The sequence below is a fragment of the Paenibacillus rhizolycopersici genome (genome assembly GCF_014947195.2).
In the GTDB taxonomy this organism is placed as follows: domain Bacteria; phylum Bacillota; class Bacilli; order Paenibacillales; family Paenibacillaceae; genus Fontibacillus; species Fontibacillus rhizolycopersici.
The window spans coordinates 14,997-37,528 of sequence record NZ_JADCNN020000033.1 but is presented as its reverse complement, the minus strand read 5'-3'; the positions used below and the strand labels follow the sequence as shown (position 1 = coordinate 37,528).

Sequence of the window (22,532 nt, the reverse complement as noted above, 5' to 3'; positions counted from 1 at the left end):
ATCGTCTTATCGGCGACAACTTTTATAGTATATCATGTCCGGCGTTATCTTGCAAGCATTATTTTTATCTGCGATTCTGAGCTGATGTTCATAATGCCCGTGAATAACGACCGGATTTATAATATATCATCTTTTCAACCCAGGCGCAACCCAAACCGCTGTTTTATTCTCATCCAATTTTGCCCATTCAAAATCAGCGCCCGCCGTTCATCACCCATATAAAGAAAGCCCGGCAATCAGCCGGGCTCGTATATCCTTTATTCCTTTGCTTATTCCGCAGAACGCATATGCGGGAACAGCAGCACGTCGCGGATGGAAGCCGAGTCGGTCAGTAACATCACAAGGCGGTCTACCCCGATCCCCAAGCCACCGGTAGGCGGCATTCCGTATTCAAGGGAACGGATAAAGTCATCATCCATTTCATGAGCCTCATCGTTGCCATGTTCGCGTTCGAGCAGTTGTGCCTCGAAACGTTGGCGCTGATCGATCGGATCGTTCAGCTCCGTAAAGGCGTTAGCATGCTCCCGAGCCACGATAAAGAGTTCAAAACGATCCGTAAAGCGTGGATCCTGCTCGTTCTTCTTGGCCAGCGGCGAAATTTCCACCGGATGTCCATATACAAACGTCGGCTGAATCAGTGTTTCCTCTACAAATTGCTCAAAGAAAGCATTCAGGATATGACCAAACGTCATATGAGGCTCCACTGGAACTTTATGCTCTTTAGCCAAGCGGTGCGCTTCCTCATTGCTCATTTGTACGCCGAAATCCACTCCGGTCACTTCTTTAACGGCATCGACCATCGAAACGCGGCGCCACTGCGGAGCTAAGTTAACCTCGTGACCCTGGTAGTTCACCACTTGGGTCCCCAGCACTTCCTGCGCGATGTGGGCAATCATATTTTCCGTCAACGCCATGATATCCTGATAATCGGCATAAGCCTCATACAACTCAATCATCGTGAATTCCGGGTTATGACGCGTAGAAATGCCCTCGTTCCGGTATACCCGGCCGATCTCATACACTTTCTCCATGCCGCCGACAATCAGACGCTTTAAGTGAAGCTCGATCGCGATCCGCATATAGAGCTGCATGTCCAGCGCATTGTGGTGCGTAATAAACGGACGGGCTGCTGCCCCACCCGCAATGCTGTGCAGGGTAGGTGTTTCCACCTCCAGATAACCCAATGAATCCAGGTAACGGCGCATCGATTGGATAATCCGAGAACGCTTGATAAACGTCTGCTGCACCTCCGGATTTACGATCAGATCAACGTAACGTTGGCGATATCGCAGCTCAACGTCTTTCAACCCGTGATATTTATCCGGCAGCGGATACAGAGATTTGGATAGCACCTCCAGATCCTTGACTTTGATCGTCGTTTCGCCGGTCTTGGTCTTGAACACCTCACCGGTCACCCCAACGATATCCCCAAGGTCCAGAATGCTGAACGCCTCATATTTAACTTCCGGCACGCTGTCCTGGCGGACATAAATCTGAATTTTGCCCGACAGGTCCTGCAGATGTGCAAAGCTAGCCTTGCCCATTCCCCGTTTGGCCACGATTCTACCGGCGATGGAAACCTCTACGTTCTTCTCCTCCAAGTCTTCCTTGGAAAGCTCGTCATACTGCTGAAGAATGTCACCCGCCATATGGGTACGTTCGTATTTTTTGCCGAAAGGGTCGATCCCTAATCCGCGCAGCTCGTCCAATTTATCGCGGCGAATTTGCAACAGCTCGCTGACTTCCATGGCTTCCTGATTATTGATCTCTTCGCTCATAGCCCTACTCCACTCCTTAATCCCGCTGAATTTTGCTCGCCGACAAAAGAAACAGTGAAAGAAGCTTCCGCTGGGGAAGCTTCTTTCGTCGCTCATTCCGCCTTACTTCTTAATGTCCACGATTTTATATTGAATCACGCCGGCCGGAACGTTGACGTCCACAACGGCGCCTTTTTTCTTCCCGAGAATCGCCTTGCCAACAGGACTTTCGTTCGAGATTTTGTTCTGCATCGGATCGGATTCCGCCGTCCCAACGATAGCGTATTCCATCGTATCTCCAAATTCCAGATCTTCTACCGTCACGATCGAACCGATGCTCACCGTATCCGTGTCGATTTCGTCGTTGTTGATGATCCGAGCGTTACGCAGCATTTTCTCCAGCGTGATGATTCGCCCTTCGATAAAGGCCTGCTCGTTCTTCGCGTCCTCGTATTCCGAGTTCTCACTGATATCCCCGTATCCGATGGCTACTTTAATCCGTTCCGCAACCTCGCGGCGTTTCACAGATTTCAGGTTTTCCAATTCTTCTTCCAGTCTCTTCAGACCGTCCTGGGTAAGAATAACTTCTTTATCGCTCATCTCAACCGATTCTCCTGTCATGGAAAAAATTTTCGCACGGTGCGTGCGGCACCCGAAAACCCTCCTGGAAAATGAACGCTTCCCTTTAGGAAAATGTTCCTTTGCCGTTCCACTGCCGCTTAGGTGCTTGGAAGCGCTCGCTTCCGGCAGCAATGGTCTCTAAATTCCCAACTCATTGTGTATATCATATGCATTATGTGATAAGGGTCAGACCATCCCTAGAGGAAAGCCTAACGCCCTGAGTCGAATTTATATTGTGAAATTATAGGTGAACGATTCTCAATTGTCAATGACACCCGAATTTACAAATGTAAACGTTTCATGACCTTCCCCTTCAACCTTAGGCGGATACCTCATCAGGTACGGCTACTGTCGAAATGCCCGCGACAAAACCCTCAAGAATGCGCACCATCTCGTCACGCCGAGTTTCTTCCATAATGAGATCCTTAATGGGCGCTGCGCCCTTTAGACCTTTCAAATACCAGGCCAAATGCTTGCGCATTTCGCGAACGGCCACATGCTCGCCTTTAAGAGCGGCCAAACGGTCCATGTGCAAGATCGCGATGCGAATCTTCTCCTCCGCATCCGGCTCCGGAAGCAATTCACCGGTCTTCAGGTACTCGACCGTCCGATAGAGCATCCAAGGGTTGCCGAGTGCCCCGCGTCCAATCATCACGCCGTCGCAGCCGGTCTCATCCAGCATCCGTCTGGCATCCTCCGGCGTCGCCACGTCGCCATTGCCGATCACGGGAATCGATACGGCTTCCTTCACCTGACGAATGTAACTCCAATCCGCCTGCCCGGTGTACAGCTGCTCGCGCGTCCGGCCATGCACGCTGACGGCTTTGCCACCGGCTTGTTCCACCGCTTTGGCGTTGTCCACAACGTAAATATGCTCTGCATCCCAGCCGATCCGCATTTTCACCGTTACCGGTTTACTCACCGCATCCACAACGGCCGAGACCATCTCGTAAATCTTATTCGGCTCGAGCAACCAACGTGCGCCGGCATCGCATTTCGTCACCTTCGGCACCGGACAACCCATATTAATATCAATGATGTCGGCATTCGTTTCCTGATCAACGACTTTGGCCGCCTCCACAAGCGATGCGCGGTCCCCACCGAAAATTTGCAGGCTAAGCGGCTTCTCCCGCTCGTCCACAAAAAGCATTTCTCGAGTACGCTTGTTGCCATGGATGATCGCTTTATCGCTCACCATCTCTGCGCAGACCAGCCCTGTTCCAAATTCTTTGGCAATCAAGCGAAAGGCCGGATTGCATACGCCTGCCATCGGAGCAAGCACGACTTGGTTTTTCATTTCAATATCGCCAATCTTCAGCAAGATGGTTCCCTCCATTTCGATAAGGTTAGGTTACAAGCGGCCTAGCTTATTTATCGGGCTTCAGCTCCGCTAAGGAGATGCCCAAACAATTTGCAATTTTAGTTAAAATTTGATCATCTGCCCGGCGGTTCCCCCGTTCCACCGCTCCTAATAAAGCTAGGGAAACGCCGGACTTCTCAGCCAGCTCTTGCTGGGTAAATCCTTTTAGTTTTCGGAAAGCGCGGATGCGCTGTGCCAGGTGCATGTTTTCCAAAACCGGACGCCTTCCTTTCCATCTAGGGTGTCCAAGGCACTCTGAATGCGCTCATACAGGCCGGAGAGCTCCCCTTCCGGCACAATGTCTGACAACGGGACAAGTACGAAAGCCCGCTCCATCATCCGTGGATGAGGCAATGTAAGAAGCGGCGTATTCACCACTCTGCCTCCAGTCCATAACAAATCAAGGTCCACCGTGCGCGGCCCGAAACGTATTTTGCGCTCTCGCCCTAATCGCAGCTCAATATCCAGCATAACTTCAAGCAGCGCCTCAGGATCCAGCGAGGTACGCAGCGCAACAGCCATATTCACGAAACACGGCTGATCCAGGTATCCTACCGGATCGGTTTCATATAAATTGGAGCAACGCAGGACTTCAATCGCTGGATGCTCCTGCAGCGCTGTGATCGCCTGCATGAGGGTGGCCTCGCGGTCTCCCAGATTGGCGCCTAAAGCAATATAAGCCTCTGAAAGCTCAGAGGGAGAAGTCAGGTTCATAAACGATTGGCTCACTTTCTGGAACGGTACATCTCCACCGTCACACCGTCGAAATGGATATCAAACGGAGGGTGCGGCTTGGTGACCCGAACCGTTAACGCATCTACCCTAGTATAAGTGTCCAATACCGCGGATGCAATATGCTCCGCCAACGCTTCGATCAATTGAAAGCTTTTTAGCTCGACAATATCCTTGACCAGCCCATGCAATTCGGCGTAATTTACCGTTTGAGTCAAGTCATCGCGGATTCCCGCCTGGCGCAGATCCATCTCCAGCTCCAAATCCACGTAGAAGCGCTGGCCCAGCTTGCGCTCCTCCTCGAACACGCCGTGGTACCCGTAATATTCCATGCGCCGCAGCACCATTTTGTCCATGATTTCGGCTCCTTTTCCAGCAATTTATTGAGTGTACACGATCGCATCGCACATTTGCACGGTCTGCTTGATCTCCTTCACGTCATGAACGCGGACAATCTGGCAGCCCTGCGCAACCCCTAGCGCCACAGTCGCCGCCGTACCGAACACTACTTCATCGACCGGAAGGTCTAACGCGGTACGGATAAATCGCTTGCGGGACGTCCCGAGCAGGAGCGGATAACCCAACGTTATCAAATCGTCCAGTGCACGCATGACACGGAGGTTCTCGGAATAATCCTTGGCAAAACCGATACCCGGGTCCAAAATAATATTCTCGTCCTTCACGCCAGCTTTACGAGCGATCTCCACGCATTCTCGCAAATCCGCCGCCACATCGGCAAGCAAGTCGCCGTAATTACGATCCTGACGGTTATGCATCAAAATCACCGGACAACCAAAATCCGCCGCCACTTCCGCCATCCGCGCCTCCGCCTTAAAGCCCCATACATCATTGATGATGTGGGCGCCCGCCTTCAGCGCTTCTCTCGCGACCTTTGCCTTGTACGTATCCACCGACAAGGGAACTTGCGGCAGCTCGCGTTGCATCGCCTCTACCACGGGAATGACCCGCTCCAGCTCCTCTTGTTCGCTTACAGGTTCATGACCCGGACGCGTTGATTCTCCGCCGACATCAATGATATCCGCTCCCTCCGCAATCATCTCCCGAGCGTGCTGTAAAGCGCGTTCCACGTTATTATAACGGCCTCCATCGGAAAAAGAGTCCGGTGTCACGTTCAGAATCCCCATCACCAGCGTGCGCTCACCGAGCGTAAAGGACGCCTCGCCCAGCCGGTAGCTGCGTTTATATATGATCGGCTGCATCGTCATTCCTCGCTTTCTCTCTATATTCCCCCAGCAGTCGTTCCGTAACCGGCCCGATATGGCCGGTCCCGACCTTGTGCCGCTGCATCTCCTGTCCGCCTTGTTTGCCAGACTCCGCCAATTCCGTCACAGGCACGAGCTCTTGGATCGAATTTGTCAAGAAGACCTCGTCGGCCGCCAACAGATCGTCCCAAGTGTAGCAGCCCTCCTCCGTCGGAATCCCCTTCTCGGCTGCCAGCTCCAGCACCATGGCGCGAGTAATGCCGGGGAGAATCCCCGTTTCCAGATTCGGCGTATAACATTTGCCATTCCGCACAAAAAATACATTGCTGACGATCCCCTCCGCCAACCATCCCTGGGCCGTCAGCTGCAAGCCTTCCGCAGGGACGGGAGCGACGGACTGCTGCGCCGCCGCGCGTTCCAGCCGCGCCAGCTCGCGTTTCGCCAGCACGCTATTCATGTAGTGCAGCGATTTGAAGCGCACCTCGCCCTCCGGCGTGTTCCGGAGCGTCTCCAGCCGCCACAGCGGCTTCCCGTCGGTATACAGCGTCACCCCTAGCTCCGGCAACGACTTCACGTAGATTACGACTCTCGGCTTATCGTAGTCACCGACCGGCAAGCCAAGCGGCCCCTCACCGGCCGTTACCGTATACCGGATGTAGCCTTCAGCCAATCCGTTTTGCACGAGCAACTCACTGATTTCCGACTCAACCCGGCCGGGATCGGCCTTGAAATCGATCCCTAACGCCCTGCAGCCTGCCATCAGCCGATCCAGATGCCGCTCCAGCAGAAACGGTCGACCTCCGTACGTACGGAACGTCTCAAACAAACCGATCCCGTACATAAAGCCGTGATCCATTACGGAGATCACGGCTTGATCGGTCGGGGTCGGAACTCCATCCACCCCGATGTATTTCATGCTTTGGCTTCCGCCTTCCGATTCAGGAAATTACGGAGGATCTGATGGCCATGCTGAGTAATAATCGATTCCGGATGGAACTGCACGCCTTCAACGGCATACTCTTTGTGGCGCAGTCCCATGATCTCCCCTTCCGCCGTCTCGGCGGTAATTTCCAGACAATCCGGCAGGCTCTCGCGCTCCACGATCAGAGAATGGTACCGCGTGGCCGTAAACGGCGACGGCAGGCCGGCAAACACCGATTCTCCCTGATGGTGGATCGGCGACGTCTTGCCGTGCATCAACCGCTCGGCACGAATCACGTTACCGCCAAAAGCTTGGCCGATCGCCTGATGCCCCAGGCAAACGCCGAAGATCGGGATCACCCCTTTAAAACGCTCGATCAAATCCAGCGTGATCCCAGCCTCATTTGGGGTACATGGACCGGGGGATATTAAAATATGATCCGGCTGCAAAGCCTCAATTCCCGCAAGATCAATCTCATCGTTGCGGCGGACAGTTACTTCCTCACCTAACTCACCTAAATACTGCACCAAATTGTACGTAAAAGAATCGTAGTTATCGATCACCAAAATCATCTCATCTCATCTCCTGTCCTAGACTTTGTCCAGCTGGCTCTGCTCACTCTGTTGGATCGCCAAAGCAACAGCCCTGGCCTTGTTAAAGCATTCCCTATACTCACGGTACGGGTCCGAATCAATCACGATGCCAGCCCCCGTCTGCAAGTAGCCGACGCCATCCTTCGCGACCAGCGTACGTATAATAATATTTAATTCCATATTCCCGGTATAGTCAATCCATCCCATTGCGCCGGTATAAGGTCCCCGCGTGATCGGCTCCAGCTCCTCGATGATTTCCATCGTTCGTACCTTAGGCGCCCCGGTAATCGTTCCTCCCGGAAAAACAGCAGCGATCGCATCGTATAACGTAGGATCCCCACCCAGCACCCCTTCGACCTCAGACACCAGATGCATAACGTGCGAATAGCGCTCCACAGTAAAAAGCTCGCTGACCCGTACCGTCCCATACTCCGCCACACGGCCGATGTCGTTGCGCAGAAGGTCGACCAGCATAATGTGCTCGGCCTGCTCCTTGTTGCTCGCGCGCAGCTCCGCCTCCATCTGCCGATCCTCCTCCGGCGTATGTCCCCGCCGCCGCGTTCCCGCAATCGGGCGGGTGCTGATCTTCCCTTGCTCCACCTTCACCAGCAGCTCCGGCGAAGCGGACACGAGTTGGAAATCGGGGAAGCGGAGCAAGCCCATATATGGCGACGGGTTCAACCGCCTGAGCTGCTCGTACACCTGTTCAGGTGACGCCACCAACGCAAAAGCCTGGCGCAGCGACAGGTTCACCTGAAATACGTCGCCGGCGGCGATATATTCCTGCACCCGGCGCACCGCCGCTTCGAACGCCTCCTGCGTCATCGAGACGGACAGACGGCGGCGCTCCAACTCCTCGTCGCCGAGCGGAGGAAGCGGAGTCGGGGTTTCCGCCGGGGCAGCAGCGGTCGCAGCGTAGAAGCCTGTCCAGCGCTCCGCCATGCGCAAAGCCCGCGCTTCGGCGCGACGGTAACCATCCCGCAGTTGTTCCAGAGACATCGAGGCGATCGGGACATGGACGACGCAATACACGTCGCCCTCCCCCTGATCGATAGCCCACATCTCCTCCAACCGCATCCAAACGTAGTCGTCGAGGCCAAGGTCGTCCTGCGCCAGGTTCGGCAGGCGCTCCAACGATCGCGCTACATCATAGGCGAGATAACCGACGGCTCCGCCGGTGAACTCGGGTAGCCCCGGCACCTCGGGCGACCGGAACGGAGCCATCCAGTCCCGCAACAACTCCAGCGGCTTGCCTCGGAGGACCGATGCCATACCGGAAGCAGGATCTTGCACGATGGCTTCGCCACCCTTGCCGCGGATGACAGAAACCGGCTCTAAGCCTAGAAAGGTGTACCTTCCTCCCTTGCCACTCTCCAACACGCAAGCGTACGGTCCGGCTTCCTTCCAAGCCCGGAACCAATCCTCAGGCAAACCCGAAGCCGCCAACGGGCATTTGACCGCAAAGGGCAGCATCGTCCAGTCGCCTGTCCCCGCCCAATCTTTCCATTGCTCCCAGGTCGTCAACTTTTTCATGAACCGTGTTCGTCCTCCAAGCTTCATCTTATAGATGCACTTCTCTTATTGGAAGCTAGTATACTAGAAGTTCGCCTCATAATAAAAGACCCCGGACCGTTCGGTTAGAACGGCCGGGGGGCGTCATCGCTCTCCTAGGAGTGATTAAGCTTCGAAATTGTACAGCGGCGTGCTGAGGTAACGTTCGCCGTTGCTTGGAATGATGGCAACGACACGTTTGCCTTTGCCCAGCTCCTTAGCCACCTTCAAGGCAGCAAACACTGCAGCGCCGGAGGAAATACCGGACAGGATGCCTTCCTCTTTCGCGACCGTACGTGCTTGTTCGAACGCTTCATCGTTCTCCACATGAATGATTTCATCATAAATTTCACGATTCAAAATTTCCGGAATGAAGTTCGCACCAAGGCCTTGGATTTTGTGCGGTCCAGGTTTGCCGCCAGACAGAATCGGCGATGCTGCCGGTTCAACCGCGTAAATCTTCAGATCCGGGAACCGTTTCTTCAATACCTCACCCGCACCGGAAATCGTACCGCCCGTACCGATCCCTGCAACGAATGCATCCAAACGGCCGTCCAGCGATTCAATCGCTTCAACGATTTCCGGTCCGGTCGTTTCGCGGTGGATTTTCACGTTCGCTTGCGTTCTGAACTGGTCCGCCAGGAAATAATCCGGATTCGCTGCCAGCAGCTCCTCGGCTTTCTTCACCGCGCCGTTCATGCCTTCGGCTCCCGGCGTCAAGACAAGCTCCGCCCCGTAGGCACGCAGCAGGTTACGACGTTCCAAGCTCATCGTTTCCGGCATCACGATAACGGCTTTATAGCCTTTCGCTGCAGCTACCATCGCCAAGCCGATCCCCGTATTGCCGCTTGTCGCTTCGATAATCGTTCCGCCCGGCTTCAGCTTGCCGGCCTTCTCCGCTTCCTCAACGATGCTGATCGCGATCCGGTCCTTCACGCTAGAGCCCGGGTTTTGGTATTCCAGCTTTACATAGATCTCCGCGCTATCTTCCGGTACGATCCGATTCAACCGAACCAGCGGCGTATCTCCGATCAAATCCGTTACACTATTTACGACTTTTGCCATATTAAATATCCTCCCTTTGGATAAAAATTACCGTCGTCGATCTAGCTGCACAAAATGAAAGCTCAAGATGTTAGGATGTGCGATTTATCGGCTTTCATTTATTTCCGAGTAAATAAGTTGGTTTTCTGATTATTATCTTAACAACCCCGATCGGAGTTGTCAAGAAAAGTCACAAAAAATACTTTGCATCCGAGGTCTAAATAACCCGATCCGCAAAGTATCTTTGGTCTTATTCACTTATTTATCCGTTTGAGCTATCAACCGGTCAAGTTCCTCGGGGGTAAACAAGTACGGTTCGTTGCAGAAATCGCAAACGACCTCCGTCTCTTTGCCTTCGTCCCGCAGTTCCTCCAGCTCCTTCTTACCCAAGCTGATCAGCGTGCGCTCCACCCGCTCCCGTGAACAGTTGCAAGAGAAGACGATGTCCATTTCCTCCAGCACCTGCACGTCCGGCACGATCCAGCGCAGCATTTCGTCCAGCTCCAACCCCTGATCGAGCAAGGCCGTCACCGGTGGAAGCTGACCCACCGCATTTTCAATCGAGTCGATTTCAGAATCGCTTAAGCCGGGCAGCAGTTGAATGATAAAACCGCCCGCAACAATCACCGAATTGTCCACGTCGACCAGAACACCCAATCCAACGGCGGAAGGGGTTTGCTCCGACACGGCAAAATAATACGTAAAATCCTCGCCCAACTCGCCGGAAATTAAAGGCACGCTACCGCGGTAAGGCTCCTTGAGTCCCAAATCCTTCGTGACGTGAATAAATCCTTCCGTTCCGACAACGCCGCGAACGTCCAATTTCCCTTGACTGTTGCTCGGCAAATGGACATGCGGGTTCTTGACGTAGCCGCGCACTTCGCCCTTGGCGTTCGCATCTGCAATAATTTGTCCGATCGGCCCGTCGCCTTTAACCTGTACGGTCAGCTTCTCCTCGCCCTTGAGCATCGCGCCCATCATGGCGGCGGCGGTCAGCGTGCGCCCGAAGGCGGCTGTTGCGGTCGGGTACGTATCATGCCGGCGGCGCAGCTCCTCCACCAGCTGGGTCGTCCGCACGGCGAAAGCGCGCACTTTCCCGCCCATGGCAATCCCGCGGATCAACCGATCTTGCTTGCTGTTCTGGTCCATCATGCGAAGGACCTCCTTTCGCTTCTTACAAAGGTAGTTCAAAAAGTCATCTATCCTGACTTTTTGAACTTGACTTGAGATTTCAACTTATACCAGTATAACCATCGCCTGCTTTATTGATTGCGTTCGTAGATAATCCGCAGCCCTTCAAGGGTTAGCTGCGAGTTTACTTCTTCAATGGTTCGCGTTTCGCTGGCGATCAGCTCCGCAAGTCCTCCGGTCGCGATCACCTTCGGTTTCTCGCCCATCTCCCGAGCAATCCGCTCCACAATGCCATCAACCTGTCCAGCATAGCCAAAAATAATCCCGGCCTGCATCGCATTCACCGTATTGCGGCCAATGACCTTCTTCGGCTTCTCAAGTTCGATGCGCGGCAGCTTGGAAGCTCGCTGGTACAGCGCTTCCGTCGAAATCCCGATGCCCGGCACGATCGCGCCGCCAAGGTAATTGCCTGCCGCATCGATGCAGTCAAACGTCGTGGCCGTACCGAAGTCAACGACGACCAGCGGCCCTCCGTACTGCTCGATGGCGGCCACCGCGTTGACGATCCGATCCGCTCCAACTTCGCGCGGATTTTCGTAACGCAGGTTCAGCCCGGTTTTGATCCCCGGGCCAACGACCAGCGGCTTGTGCCGCAAATATTTTTCGCTCAGCTCCTCAAGCACGTGCATTAACGGCGGTACTACCGAGGAAATGATGACGCCCTCCATCTCGGCTTCCCGGATCCCCACCATGTGGAACAGATTATGGATCAATACGCCGTACTCGTCCACCGTGGCCTGGCGATTCGTACTGATGCGGAAATGATGGAGCAACTCCTTGCCCCGGTAAATCCCCAGCACGATATTCGTATTGCCTACATCGACTACAAGGAACATGCGCTTGTTAGGCCTCCTTTTTGCCGTTCAAATCCAAACTGATATCCAGGCTTTCAAAAGAATACGTCAGACGTCCCACAGAAATGACGTCCACGCCGCTCTCGGCAATCCCACGGATCGTTTCCAGCGACACGTTGCCCGATGCTTCCACCGTCACATGCGGCGCCTTGGCCTTGATTCGGCGCACCGCTTCCTTCATCAGGTCGGGAGCCATGTTGTCGAGCATGATAATATTCGCGCCAGCTTGCAGGGCTTCCTCCACCTGTTCCAGGTTTTCCGTCTCCACTTCAATCGTCATCGTGTGTGGAATATGAGCACGAGCGCGGCTCACCGCCTGGGTGATGCCACCGGCCCCTTTAATATGATTATCCTTGATCATGACGGCGTCGTACAACCCGAAGCGGTGATTCGAACCTCCTCCGGTACGGACCGCATACTTCTCCAGCATCCGGTGGCCCGGCGTCGTCTTGCGTGTATCCACCAGCCGGGTCGGCAGCCCGCCCAATGCTTCCACAAACGTCTTCGTGCGCGTTGCGATACCAGACAAGCGTTGCAACAAGTTCAGGGCTAACCGCTCCCCGGTCAAAATGCTATGCGTGCTTCCTTCCACCTCGGCCAGAATCGCGCCTTTCTCGATACGTTCCCCGTCCTTCACGTGCGGCGTAAACGTCAGATTCGGATCCACGATCTCGAAGACAAGCTGAGCCACCGGCATTCCGGCAACAATCCCGCCCTGCTTGGCATGAATGATCCCTTTGGACTCATGACCCGCAGGGATCGTTACCGCGGTCGTCACGTCACCGGAGCCCACATCTTCCTTCAACCAGCCGCGGATGGCCTCCACAAGTCCTTCATTATATCCATTAAACATCATCGCTAGTTTCCTCCAACATTCCTTTATCCCGCTGCCAAAGTAGATGCTTGCGCCACTTCTCGTCGCTGCGTTCCGGGAAGTCCTCGCGGTAATGCCCGCCCCGGCTCTCCTCGCGCGCTAGCGCCGATTTGGCCAACAGCAGCGCGCAGGTCAGCATATTGGCGTATTCCCACTCTTCGCGGGTATGCAGCGCCTGGCTAAAAATCGCCTGATGCCGCTCCAGCTCCGTGATCCCATTGGCCAATCCTTCCGCCGTTCGACGCAAACCGGCACGGCGGACCATCGTTTTCTGCAAGTCCAAGCGGCGTTCCACTAACGAAGACGGTGCCGGAGCCAGACGGCCGTCATGGTAAGCCACGGTCTCCCCGGTTCGGGTGCGCGGAGGCAGCTCCTGAATCCGCTGAATAATCCGGCGCCCGAACACGATCGCTTCCGACAACGAGTTGCTGGCCAGCCGGTTCGCGCCATGTACGCCGGTCGACGAAACTTCGCCACAGGCGAACAACCGATGCACACTCGTCTCTCCGTGATGGCTGACACGGACGCCTCCCATCATATAATGCGCAGCCGGCGCAACGGGAATCCAGTCGGCCGTCAAATCAAGCCCATAGCCAAGGCAGGTTTCGTAAATCGTTGGGAATCGGGATCTGACTTTCTCCGGATCCTCGTGCGTGATATCGAGGTACACGATGCTTGCCCCCGTCGCTTCCATTTCGCTGACGATGGCCCGAGCCACGATATCCCGCGGCGCCAGCTCAAGCAGCTCATGGTATTTACTCATGAACCGCTCGCCTTTGATATTGCGCAACACGGCCCCTTCGCCGCGAACCGCCTCAGAGATCAGAAACCGCGGCGCGCCCGGATAACAGAGCGATGTAGGGTGAAATTGAATAAACTCCATGTCGCGAAGAATCGCTCCCGCCCGGTATGCGATAGCAACCCCATCGCCCGTGGCTACCTCGGGATTGGTCGTATAGCGATACAACTGCCCAGCTCCGCCGGAGCACAGAATCGTCGCATTCCCGCGCAGAAACACGCGCTGCCCGTCTGGCCGCTGTACGAGCGCGCCTAGGCATTCATTCTCCTCGGTGATCAAATCGATCACATAATGATTGTCCCAAACTTCGATATTGGGATGGGCTCCCGCTTGCTCGGACAAGGCTCGCACGATCTCATATCCCGTCGCATCCCCATGGGCATGCAAGATCCGGCGATGGCTGTGCGCCCCCTCTTTCGTCAGAGCGAGCTCACCGTTCTCCAAATCGAAGGCGGTGCCTAACATCATCAGCTCTTTTACGCCTTCCGGCCCTTCGTTGACCAGGATATCCACCGCTTCAGAGGAGCATAAGCCCGCTCCGGCCAGCAGCGTATCCTGACGGTGATAAACCGGGGAATCCTCTTCAGAAATCACAGCGGCGATGCCGCCTTGAGCGTACCTGGTATTGCTTTCCAGCATCGATTTTTTCGTAATCAGGATCACGCGCTCTTTTTCACTTGCTTTGATAGCGGTAAAGAGCCCCGCAATCCCCGAACCGATCACGATGACATCCGTATCGACGACCGGCAGCTGTCCTGCCTCAAAATCAACCAAATATTGTGGAATCACCATCGTCACCTATCTTGGACAAGAGAGTAGCGCATGCTACTTAACTTGTAACATGCGCTCTAAGGATAATCTGGCTTTGTCGGCAACGACGGTCGGTACGTAGATTTGCGGCTGCATCGTTTCCAGGCATTTGACCAGTTTCTTCAAGTTATTGACTTTCATGTTCGGGCAAACCAGGAATTTGGTGGCAAAATGGAACGTTTTGTCCGGGCTGTCATTACGCAGCTGATACCCTGTTCCATCCTCCGTACCGACGATAAACTCCTTGGCGGAGGAATTTTTGCAATAATCCAAGATCGCCGTAGTGCTGCCCACGAAATCGCCCATCGCTACAACCTCCGGACGACACTCCGGATGCACGACGAACTCGGCGTTCGGGTATTTCGCTTTCATCTCAACGACGTCTTTGACCGTCAACATATCATGCGTGTTGCAGTACCCTTCCCAGATGATCAGCTTCTTGTCGGTATGCTGCTGCACGTAATGGCCAAGGTTCTTATCCGGCACCCAGATGATTTCGTCCGCATCGACAGAATTGATCACTTTCACCGCATTTGACGAGGTGCAGCAGATATCGGTCTCCGCTTTGATTTCTGCCGAAGAGTTGATGTACGTCACCACTTTGGCGTTTGGATGCTGGGCCTTCAGCTTACGCAAGCCGTCGACATTCACCATGTCGGCCATCGGGCAACCCGCACGCTCATCAGGAATAAGCACCGTTTTGCTTGGCGCCAGAATCTTCGCACTTTCCCCCATAAAATGAACGCCGCAGAACACGATCGTTTCCGCATTGGTCGAAGCGGCCTTCTGAGCCAGCAAAAAAGAATCACCCCGGAAATCCGCCACCTCTTGGATCTCATCCCGCTGATAATAATGTGCCAGTATGATTGCGTTGCGTTCTTTCTTGAGCTGAACCAGCCTTTCCCGCAGTTCGCGGTTCATTTCGGCTTTACGTTCAAGCGCTAGAGCCTCCACTTGAATTCCTCCCCCATAAGCTCTTGTATCGTCTGTTGCTGTTTGGCCCCACCTAGCCTTCTATCTCTCTTCGCGTCGGTCGGGCTTCTCGCTGCTTTGTATGGCAATCCTGCGTGAAACGGCAAGAACGTATTAAATTTCACACGGTGTTTATCAACTAATTTACACAAGGTGAAAGGCACTGTCAATGCGCCGTCCGCTTGCGTATAGCGGCAATTGCCCATGATTTTGCAGGAAAAATCAGGATTAACGAGGGGATTCGAGCGTTCTTGATTATCTAAAATTTTTGGTAAAAAGAGCCGGGACTCGCTTCCCCCCCATTGTAAGCGACGCCTGGCGGGTACGGGGCAAACGCTCGAATTGTTCCTACACCCCTATAGAAGCGAATTATATTCGATTTTTCGCACAAAATGTGTGACTCGTAGCATGAATCCCGAATTCTATTCGGTTTTTCATACAGATTCTAGCTCTTTCTCTTCCATTTGTGTAAACGTATGCGGAATTTCATATACATTCCGTAGAAATCGCCAAATCTTATGATTTCTATTCGATTTTTCGCATACATTCACAAGCGGGCCCCCACATCTCAAACAAAAAATCCGGGAAACGTCACGTTTCCCGGATGAGGTCTTTGCTGATATGGTTTACACGGTTGGCGTGCTGCCACCGTTGTTTGGATCTTTGCCTTCGTCAGCCGAATCGGATTGACTCGGCGTGTCGCTGACGGTGCCTTGCGGTGCGTCGACGACCGGATCATTCGTCCGATCGCTGGCCGTGCCGCCCGGAACGTCATTTGGAATGTCCCCAACTGGGGCGGTAGGCGCCGGATCCTCGGTTTTGCCTTGGATGCGAACGCGAACATCACCAACGTTGTCGATGGTCGGTTCACCCGGTTCCGAAGAACCGTTGCCGTCGTCTTTGCCGTCCTTCTTCAAGCCGTCCAACGAGCCGGTTTCAATCAGAGACTTGATTTGCTCCAGCTCCAAAGTTTCCACTTCAAGCAGCGTTTCCGCGATGAGGTGGACTTCCTTGGCATGCTCTGTCAGCAACTGCTTACAACGTTCATACGATTCGCTGATGAACCGGTGCATTTCCTGATCGATCTCGTAAGCGATTTGATCGCTGTAGTTCTGTTCGTGGCCGATATCGCGGCCCAGGAACACTTGGCCTTGCGACGTGCCGAACTGCATCGGTCCGAGCTTCTCGCTCATCCCGTATTCGATAATCATGCTGCGCACGATGTTGGTCGCTTGCTGGAAGTCGCTGTACGCGCCGGTCCCGATTTCGCCGATAAACAGCTCCTCGGATACGCGGCCGCCAAGTAACCCGGTTACCCGGTCCAGCAGCTCGTTCTTCGTGGCCAACATGCGGTCTTCCTTCGGCAGCATGATCACATACCCGCCGGCACGACCGCGTGGAATAATCGTTACTTTGTGTACCATATCGGCATGCTCCAAAAAGTAACCGACAATGGTATGCCCCGCTTCGTGGTAAGCTACGATCCGTTTCTCACGGTCGCTGATCACGCGGCTGCGTTTCTCAGTCCCGACAATAACGCGGTCGATCGCATCATCCACTTCCGGCATGGAGATATCTTTGCGGTTCCGACGTGCGGCGAGGAGCGCTGCTTCGTTCAGCAAGTTCTCCAGATCCGCACCGGTGAAACCGGTCGTTCTCTTCGCGATAACGTCTAGCTTGACGTCCTTCGTCAGCGGCTTGTTGCGCGCATGCACTCTCAATACGGCTTCGCGCCCCTTCACATCCGGACGATCCACTGTGATTTGACGGTCAAAACGTCCCGGACGCAGCAAGGCCGGGTCCAGAATATCCGCACGGTTCGTTGCAGCGATGATGATAATGCCCTCGTTACCGCCGAAACCGTCCATTTCTACGAGCAATTGGTTCAGCGTTTGTTCGCGTTCGTCATGCCCGCCTCCAAGTCCGGCGCCGCGCTGACGGCCAACCGCGTCAATTTCGTCGATAAAGATGATACAAGGCGCGTTCTTCTTGGCATTCTCGAACAAATCCCGGACACGGGATGCCCCGACCCCAACGAACATTTCTACGAAGTCAGAACCGGAAATGCTGAAGAAAGGAACCCCCGCTTCGCCGGCTACCGCGCGAGCGAGCAAAGTTTTACCGGTACCCGGAGGGCCCACGAGCAATACGCCTTTCGGAATTCTCGCGCCAACAGCGGAGAATTTCCGCGGATCTTTCAGGAAATCAACCACTTCGACAAGCTCTTGCTTCTCTTCGTCGGCACCCGCCACGTCTTCGAACGTGACCTTCTTCTTCTCCTCATTATAGAGACGCGCTCGACTCTTGCCGAAGTTCATGACTTTGCCGCCGCCGCCCTGCGCTTGATTAAACAGGAAGAAGAACAAGATGAACATAATCGCAAGCGGAACGATCGAAGTCAGGAAGGTCAGCCAGATGCTTTCGCCCTGCATTTTCTTCCATTCCACGCTGAAACCGTTCTGGTCGCTATAAGCGATAATTTCCTTTACAACGTTCTCGTCAAAAGGAACATATAGAGAGAAATTCTTCGTCTTGTCGTTATTGACAGCTTCCTTATACTTACCGGTTACCAGATAAGCGTAACCGTCAAATTTAACGGTTAGATCAGCAACGTTATTATCCTTCAGTTCCTGACGTAAGTCCGAATACTTAGGGGTGACGGTTGCTTCTTGTCCGCCATTGAGGAATTGGACGATGCCCACCACGACTAAGAAAAGTATTAAATAAAAACCAGAATTCCGGATGAACCGATTCATCCCCAACCTCCTCTCAAGACCTTAAGTTATTTTACCATAGCCAATCTTGCCATTTCAAAATTGCGGCAAGGGTGGTCCTTCGTCCATGCGGACGACGAAATCAACTGGTGTAAATCTCCGGCTTCAGTACTCCGATGAATGGGAGGTTACGGTATTTCTCGGCATAATCCAGCCCGTATCCAACAACGAATTCGTCCGGCAGAACAAATCCCGACAAGTCGGCTTCCAATTTCACCGTACGCCGTGCGGGTTTGTCGAACAGCGTTACGACTTTTACGGATTTGACCTTGCGCCGCTCGAGAACGTCAATCAAATAGCTAAGCGTTAGCCCACTATCGATAATGTCCTCCACAATCAGAATGTCGCGACCCTCTACAGAAGTATCCAAGTCCTTGATGATCTTGACTTCCCCGGAAGAACGGGTACCCGCCCCATAACTGGAGACGGCCATGAAATCAAGCTCAATCGGTACAGTAATTTCCTTCACCAGGTCGGCCATGAAAATAAAAGCGCCTTTCAAGATACAAATCACGAGCGGATTGCGGCCTTCATATTCCGCGCTCAGTTGCTTGCCCAGCTCGACGACCTTCTCTTGAATTTGTTCCCGCGTAATCAAAATTTCCTGGATATCGTTTAGCAAAATAAGTGAACCTCCTACGTTATACTATGAATGCCGGTCTTTCGCTAATCCTCTAGGTGCGTACGGACCTCAGTCGGTACCAGAACCATATGCACGACAGAAGTCGTACGCGGGTTCACTGCGGCGACCGCGGAACGGCGAACGCCGGGAATCCATAGGATCCGGCCTGCGGCATCCGTTAGGATCGGGATGCGGGAGCGTAGGGAAGGAGGTATTTTCGCATCGATGAAAATATCTTTTACCTTTTTGCTGCCGTTTAATCCCATAACTTTCATGGCATCCCCCGGAATCCGAGAACGCACGGTAAGCGGATAAACCAGCTCATCCGCATCAAATATCGCTTCGTTATTGCCCTCTGCCTTCGCGAGAACGCCCTCCCTACCGGCACCCAGCCGCGTCATAAGCAAGCTCTGGTCCATGCCCTCGATCGGCACTTCCGCCGGAAATTGTTCCACCAAATATGTATGATGAGGAATCCGACTCTCTGCAGCCGGGGGGATAAAGCGGATCATGTCATACTCTCGTACGCATTTGATGCCGCCGCCCAGATCCAGGCTCCATGTCGTGGGCCGATCTTGAATCGTCCCTTGACGTATCGCCTCAATCTTGACAAAATCGCGATCCTCCGTGCTTAAAGGCAGATAATTTAATATTAGTTTAATCAACCTCCGTTGTAAAGCGACATGTAAAGTGGCGAAAAGCGGGATCGAAAACGAGAGAATCTCGCCTTCCTTCCGCACAAGAATATCATACGACTTTGACGCCTCGAGCTGCAGATAATCGTCCTCCGCCGCAGCCAGCTCCGCCAGCCGATTCAGCGATTCTGGCAACTGACCATTATATTGCCCCAAAAAAGGCAACACATCCAGCCGAATCGAATTTCGCGTAAACTCTTTATCTCGATTGCTGCTGTCTTCCACGAAGGGAATCCCCGACTCGCGGCACGCCAGGAGCAAATCCGTCTTGTATATACGAAGCAAGGGACGGATAAGTTCCACATTTTTTTCCCGGCGTTTGGGTCTCATTCCGGACAGCCCGGATGGGCCGCTCCCCCGCAACACCCGCATCATCACCGTCTCCGCCTGGTCATCGGCGTGATGCGCAAGCGCGATGGACGAGGCTCCGTAACGCTCAGCCACCTCATGCAAATATTCATAACGCTTCTCCCGAGCCGCCAGCTCCAGGCTTTTTCCCGTTTCCTTCATATAGCTGCGAACATCGACGTACCCCAGGTCAAAGGGAACACCGAGACGTTCCGCCAGCCCCCGTACAAATTCCGCATCCCGGTCGGCCTCGTCCCCGCGCAAACCGTGATGAAGATGAGCACAGATCAATTGCAGGCCCAATGTCTCGTCCGCAGCGATTTCCTTCATTATATGCAGAAGAACCGTCGAGTCGACCCCGCCGGACACCGCCACAACGATCCCATCCCCGGTCGACCATAACTGTTCTTGGCGGCCGGTGCGCCGGACTTGCTCCGTCAAACGGTACAGCGCGGTTTCTTTCATCGGGGCATCCCCCTCCCCTAAAATCTAAAAGTCAGGTAAAGCGCGCAGGCGAGAAGCGTCACCGACACCGCAAATGCGCCTACGATCCAGCCTGGGGTGGAGGGCCGGGTCCGACGCCGCGGAGCGAAGCGGTCTGCCACCAGCTCCTTCCACAATCGGCAGGCCTCCGCCGTATCGCGGAACTCCCCGTTCAAGGCCCGCTTCAGCCAAGCGCGATATGGCGCGAGCGCCTCCTGCCCCTCGACGATAGCGAGAAGATCACTGCGGCTGCGCGTCTGCGGCAATTGGGTGGCCGCTTTCTTCAGCGGCGTCTCAGCGAGCAAGTGAATGCAGACGACGGCAAAAGAAAACCAGTCATAGGCCGGGTCCGCCGTCCGGCTTCCGGCACTCCAGAAGCCGCGGTCGTACCACTCCGTGAACTGCTTTACGCTGCGCCCTTCGCCGGTAACCCCGCCGTAGTCGATTAGTTCGACGTCGCCATAGGATCCGGCGAGCACATTCTCCGGCTTGAGGTCGCCAAACACCCAGCCGGAGTTGTGCAGTCGTCCGAGTTGCTGAAGCAGCTGGTGGCCAACCACGTCCAGCCAACGAGGACCCCGCCGGGCCAAGAAGGCACGCAGCGGCTCCCCTTGTACATAGCGCATAACGTAGAAAGGAATCTCCCTCCCCTGGAAAGTGAAGTCGTCCACCTCCACCAGGTAATTGAGATCCCGTTCCGCCGCGCCCCGCCGCCTTCCTTGACGCTGCAACGCTTTTAGCACATTGATCTCCGATTGGATGTCCAGCGTATCAAAGCCCAGCTTCAGGGCGTATAATTTTCCGTTCTTCTCCCGTTTCACCAGGAATACGACGCCGTTAGCCCCTTGCCCCAGCAAGCGCTGGATGATATACCGTCCCCCGTTCCAGCGTCCGGTTATCCGCGTTCCCTGCGGCAGGTTGATTTTAGACGACGTAGTCGCCGAGGATTCCATCTTGTCCCTCCGTCTTCTCACGCCAAGACTTACCATGTTCATTCAGTGTACCATATCGCATAAAATCCATCACCTTCAAGAGCGCCGGTCCCGTTGGCGTTGCCCCTCTCATGACGAGACGCTGGAAGATCGAACGTGCAGATCCCAAATCGCCGGTCCAATCCACGTCCAGGACGGCATCCTCTCCGCTATGCGAGCCGGGAAAATGGAATACGGCCAACTGGCTCTCCCCTTTTCTCGACCCTAGGCTCAGCATCATGTCGCGGATCGCTTCTTCCACAGCCCGAAGCTTCGGCTTCATGCTGGCGCTGGCGTCAATCAGAAGCGCCACCTGCAGCGGGCTGCTCTCGCTCAGCTCGTCGATCACTTCCACGACCTGCGAACGCGTCTCCGGCGGCAAGTCCCCGACCTTCTGATCGCCAAGAATTTGCCGGATCTCCTTGTGAACCGCCTGTTGGATCGTCTGTACGACCGTTTTTCGCGTCAGCATCTGCATCGTTTGCGCCAGGTTCTCGGTTCCGGCAATTCGGCTCATGCCGCCGCCGGCTTTGGCGATTTCAGAGATTTCCAGGCTCCCCAGTTCTCCGATCGTACCGTAATCAACGATTCCCACCACATTCACGGTGATCCCTTCCTGTCTCGCCAGCGCCGCAGCCATCACCGGGCTTTCTCCGACATTGGAGCACCCGTCCGTAATCAACATGATCTGTTTCATCCCGTTACCCACCCTTCAATAGATAGAGTTCAACATTCTCGTATCTATCATTTCCAGCGAGGATTGAGTTCAAACCAGTTTTAGGACAACCTCCCCTATAAAAAAAAGGAACCCAAGACGCGCGCCTTAAGTTCGATAGAATAGGATTAAGAATTAATCCCCATATTTATGCTCGATTCGCAGCTCCAGCAACCCGCGGTCCGAGTCCTTCTGATCGATCCGGATCTCCCAGTAATCAGGGGACAGCATTCGCAGGCTCCGATAGTCTGCTTCCTTCAGCTTCACGCCGGAGAAACCGTGATTATTCTCGTCATACACGTAATCCAGACCGGCCTGTAACCCAAATTTGATCTGCAGCAAGCTGCGCAAGCCTCCGACGGTCATGAATTTAAACCGGTAACCCTCAAGATAAGCCTGTTTAACCTCGTCAACATGCTCCCGGACATACTCGGCAAATCCGTCCCACTGCAGCTCCGGATTAATTCTCTCCTGCCATTCCGCCGCACTGTTCCGCTCCAGCAACTCCAAGGCCGCATTCTCTTCCATTCCCTTCGCCCGAATCGTCTCCAGGCGAAGCGCATAAGGCTGCGGTAAGCTGACGCTTGGTGCCGTCATCATTCCGAAGTCCTCCCTTCATAG

22 protein-coding genes are annotated in these 22,532 nt (G+C 54.3%); all 22 read right to left on the bottom strand.

The window, feature by feature from the left end:
* Window positions 1-269 precede the first annotated feature (269 nt).
* A complete protein-coding gene (lysS, locus tag IM700_RS21865; protein ID WP_193419015.1) occupies window positions 270-1,778 on the bottom strand; it encodes a lysine--tRNA ligase in 1,509 nt (502 codons plus the stop codon).
* A gap of 102 nt (window positions 1,779-1,880) precedes the next feature.
* Entirely contained in the window at window positions 1,881-2,357 is a 477-nt protein-coding gene (gene greA / locus IM700_RS21860; protein ID WP_068784380.1) for a transcription elongation factor GreA, read from the bottom strand.
* A gap of 340 nt (window positions 2,358-2,697) precedes the next feature.
* The gene (gene dusB / locus IM700_RS21855) at window positions 2,698-3,699 is read right to left on the bottom strand and encodes a tRNA dihydrouridine synthase DusB (protein WP_155608108.1); all 1,002 of its coding nucleotides are present in this window, start codon (window positions 3,697-3,699) and stop codon (window positions 2,698-2,700) included.
* Window positions 3,700-3,745: 46 nt separating this feature from the next.
* Window positions 3,746-3,952: a helix-turn-helix domain-containing protein gene (locus tag IM700_RS21850; protein ID WP_155608107.1), complete on the bottom strand. Its 207-nt coding sequence runs from the start codon at window positions 3,950-3,952 to the stop codon at window positions 3,746-3,748.
* Window positions 3,904-4,452, bottom strand: a complete 549-nt coding sequence (gene folK / locus IM700_RS21845) for a 2-amino-4-hydroxy-6-hydroxymethyldihydropteridine diphosphokinase (RefSeq protein WP_193419013.1) — start codon at window positions 4,450-4,452, stop codon at window positions 3,904-3,906. The genes IM700_RS21850 and folK overlap by 49 nt, the downstream gene beginning before the upstream one ends.
* An 11-nt stretch (window positions 4,453-4,463) precedes the next feature.
* A complete protein-coding gene (folB, locus tag IM700_RS21840; RefSeq protein ID WP_193419011.1) occupies window positions 4,464-4,826 on the bottom strand; it encodes a dihydroneopterin aldolase in 363 nt (120 codons plus the stop codon).
* Window positions 4,827-4,850: 24 nt separating this feature from the next.
* Window positions 4,851-5,690 carry a dihydropteroate synthase gene (folP, locus tag IM700_RS21835; protein WP_418888802.1) on the bottom strand — a complete coding sequence of 280 codons (840 nt, stop codon included), beginning with the start codon at window positions 5,688-5,690 and terminating at the stop codon, window positions 4,851-4,853.
* Window positions 5,671-6,609 (bottom strand): aminotransferase class IV, encoded by a 939-nt coding sequence (locus IM700_RS21830; RefSeq protein WP_193419007.1) that lies wholly within the window; start codon window positions 6,607-6,609, stop codon window positions 5,671-5,673. The genes folP and IM700_RS21830 overlap by 20 nt, the downstream gene beginning before the upstream one ends.
* Entirely contained in the window at window positions 6,606-7,187 is a 582-nt protein-coding gene (gene pabA, locus IM700_RS21825; RefSeq protein ID WP_178020492.1) for an aminodeoxychorismate/anthranilate synthase component II, read from the bottom strand. Before pabA ends, IM700_RS21830 begins: the two co-directional genes overlap by 4 nt.
* Window positions 7,188-7,205: 18 nt before the next feature.
* Entirely contained in the window at window positions 7,206-8,741 is a 1,536-nt protein-coding gene (locus IM700_RS21820; RefSeq protein WP_193419005.1) for an anthranilate synthase component I family protein, read from the bottom strand.
* Between the two features lie 144 nt (window positions 8,742-8,885).
* Entirely contained in the window at window positions 8,886-9,824 is a 939-nt protein-coding gene (gene cysK / locus IM700_RS21815) for a cysteine synthase A (RefSeq protein WP_193419003.1), read from the bottom strand.
* A gap of 237 nt (window positions 9,825-10,061) precedes the next feature.
* Window positions 10,062-10,952 (bottom strand): Hsp33 family molecular chaperone HslO, encoded by an 891-nt coding sequence (gene hslO, locus IM700_RS21810; protein WP_193419021.1) that lies wholly within the window; start codon window positions 10,950-10,952, stop codon window positions 10,062-10,064.
* Between the two features lie 113 nt (window positions 10,953-11,065).
* On the bottom strand, window positions 11,066-11,830 hold the full coding sequence (locus IM700_RS21805; RefSeq protein ID WP_193419001.1) for a type III pantothenate kinase: 765 nt from the start codon (window positions 11,828-11,830) through the stop codon (window positions 11,066-11,068).
* Between the two features lie 7 nt (window positions 11,831-11,837).
* Window positions 11,838-12,704, bottom strand: coding sequence for a carboxylating nicotinate-nucleotide diphosphorylase (nadC, locus tag IM700_RS21800; protein WP_193418999.1), 867 nt, complete (start codon window positions 12,702-12,704; stop codon window positions 11,838-11,840).
* Window positions 12,694-14,310, bottom strand: a complete 1,617-nt coding sequence (gene nadB, locus IM700_RS21795) for an L-aspartate oxidase (RefSeq protein WP_193419019.1) — start codon at window positions 14,308-14,310, stop codon at window positions 12,694-12,696. The genes nadC and nadB overlap by 11 nt, the downstream gene beginning before the upstream one ends.
* A 36-nt stretch (window positions 14,311-14,346) precedes the next feature.
* A complete protein-coding gene (gene nadA / locus IM700_RS21790; protein WP_193418998.1) occupies window positions 14,347-15,285 on the bottom strand; it encodes a quinolinate synthase NadA in 939 nt (312 codons plus the stop codon).
* Window positions 15,286-15,929: 644 nt separating this feature from the next.
* A complete protein-coding gene (ftsH, locus tag IM700_RS21785; RefSeq protein ID WP_193418996.1) occupies window positions 15,930-18,059 on the bottom strand; it encodes an ATP-dependent zinc metalloprotease FtsH in 2,130 nt (709 codons plus the stop codon).
* 100 nt (window positions 18,060-18,159) lie between these two features.
* Complete coding sequence (hpt, locus tag IM700_RS21780; RefSeq protein ID WP_155608095.1) at window positions 18,160-18,699, bottom strand: hypoxanthine phosphoribosyltransferase; 540 nt, start codon at window positions 18,697-18,699, stop codon at window positions 18,160-18,162.
* A gap of 44 nt (window positions 18,700-18,743) precedes the next feature.
* A complete protein-coding gene (gene tilS, locus IM700_RS21775; protein ID WP_193418994.1) occupies window positions 18,744-20,207 on the bottom strand; it encodes a tRNA lysidine(34) synthetase TilS in 1,464 nt (487 codons plus the stop codon).
* A gap of 17 nt (window positions 20,208-20,224) precedes the next feature.
* Window positions 20,225-21,178, bottom strand: coding sequence for a serine/threonine protein kinase (locus tag IM700_RS21770; RefSeq protein WP_193418992.1), 954 nt, complete (start codon window positions 21,176-21,178; stop codon window positions 20,225-20,227).
* The gene (locus IM700_RS21765) at window positions 21,150-21,893 is read right to left on the bottom strand and encodes a vWA domain-containing protein (RefSeq protein WP_155608092.1); all 744 of its coding nucleotides are present in this window, start codon (window positions 21,891-21,893) and stop codon (window positions 21,150-21,152) included. Before IM700_RS21765 ends, IM700_RS21770 begins: the two co-directional genes overlap by 29 nt.
* Before the next feature lie 153 nt (window positions 21,894-22,046).
* Complete coding sequence (locus tag IM700_RS21760; RefSeq protein WP_193418990.1) at window positions 22,047-22,511, bottom strand: hypothetical protein; 465 nt, start codon at window positions 22,509-22,511, stop codon at window positions 22,047-22,049.
* Window positions 22,512-22,532: the final 21 nt, after the last annotated feature.

Coding starts and splice junctions, on each gene's coding strand:
- lysS (WP_193419015.1), bottom strand. CDS start 1,778: ATGAGCGAAGAGATCAATAATCAGGAAGCCATGGAAGTCAGCGAGCTG.
- greA (WP_068784380.1), bottom strand. CDS start 2,357: ATGAGCGATAAAGAAGTTATTCTTACCCAGGACGGTCTGAAGAGACTG.
- folK (WP_193419013.1), bottom strand. CDS start 4,452: ATGAACCTGACTTCTCCCTCTGAGCTTTCAGAGGCTTATATTGCTTTA.
- folB (WP_193419011.1), bottom strand. CDS start 4,826: ATGGACAAAATGGTGCTGCGGCGCATGGAATATTACGGGTACCACGGC.
- folP (WP_418888802.1), bottom strand. CDS start 5,690: ATGCAGCCGATCATATATAAACGCAGCTACCGGCTGGGCGAGGCGTCC.
- IM700_RS21830 (WP_193419007.1), bottom strand. CDS start 6,609: ATGAAATACATCGGGGTGGATGGAGTTCCGACCCCGACCGATCAAGCC.
- pabA (WP_178020492.1), bottom strand. CDS start 7,187: ATGATTTTGGTGATCGATAACTACGATTCTTTTACGTACAATTTGGTG.
- IM700_RS21820 (WP_193419005.1), bottom strand. CDS start 8,741: ATGAAAAAGTTGACGACCTGGGAGCAATGGAAAGATTGGGCGGGGACA.
- cysK (WP_193419003.1), bottom strand. CDS start 9,824: ATGGCAAAAGTCGTAAATAGTGTAACGGATTTGATCGGAGATACGCCG.
- hslO (WP_193419021.1), bottom strand. CDS start 10,952: ATGGACCAGAACAGCAAGCAAGATCGGTTGATCCGCGGGATTGCCATG.
- IM700_RS21805 (WP_193419001.1), bottom strand. CDS start 11,830: ATGTTCCTTGTAGTCGATGTAGGCAATACGAATATCGTGCTGGGGATT.
- nadC (WP_193418999.1), bottom strand. CDS start 12,704: ATGATGTTTAATGGATATAATGAAGGACTTGTGGAGGCCATCCGCGGC.
- ftsH (WP_193418996.1), bottom strand. CDS start 18,059: ATGAATCGGTTCATCCGGAATTCTGGTTTTTATTTAATACTTTTCTTA.
- tilS (WP_193418994.1), bottom strand. CDS start 20,207: ATGAAAGAAACCGCGCTGTACCGTTTGACGGAGCAAGTCCGGCGCACC.
- IM700_RS21770 (WP_193418992.1), bottom strand. CDS start 21,178: ATGGAATCCTCGGCGACTACGTCGTCTAAAATCAACCTGCCGCAGGGA.
- IM700_RS21765 (WP_155608092.1), bottom strand. CDS start 21,893: ATGAAACAGATCATGTTGATTACGGACGGGTGCTCCAATGTCGGAGAA.
- IM700_RS21760 (WP_193418990.1), bottom strand. CDS start 22,511: ATGATGACGGCACCAAGCGTCAGCTTACCGCAGCCTTATGCGCTTCGC.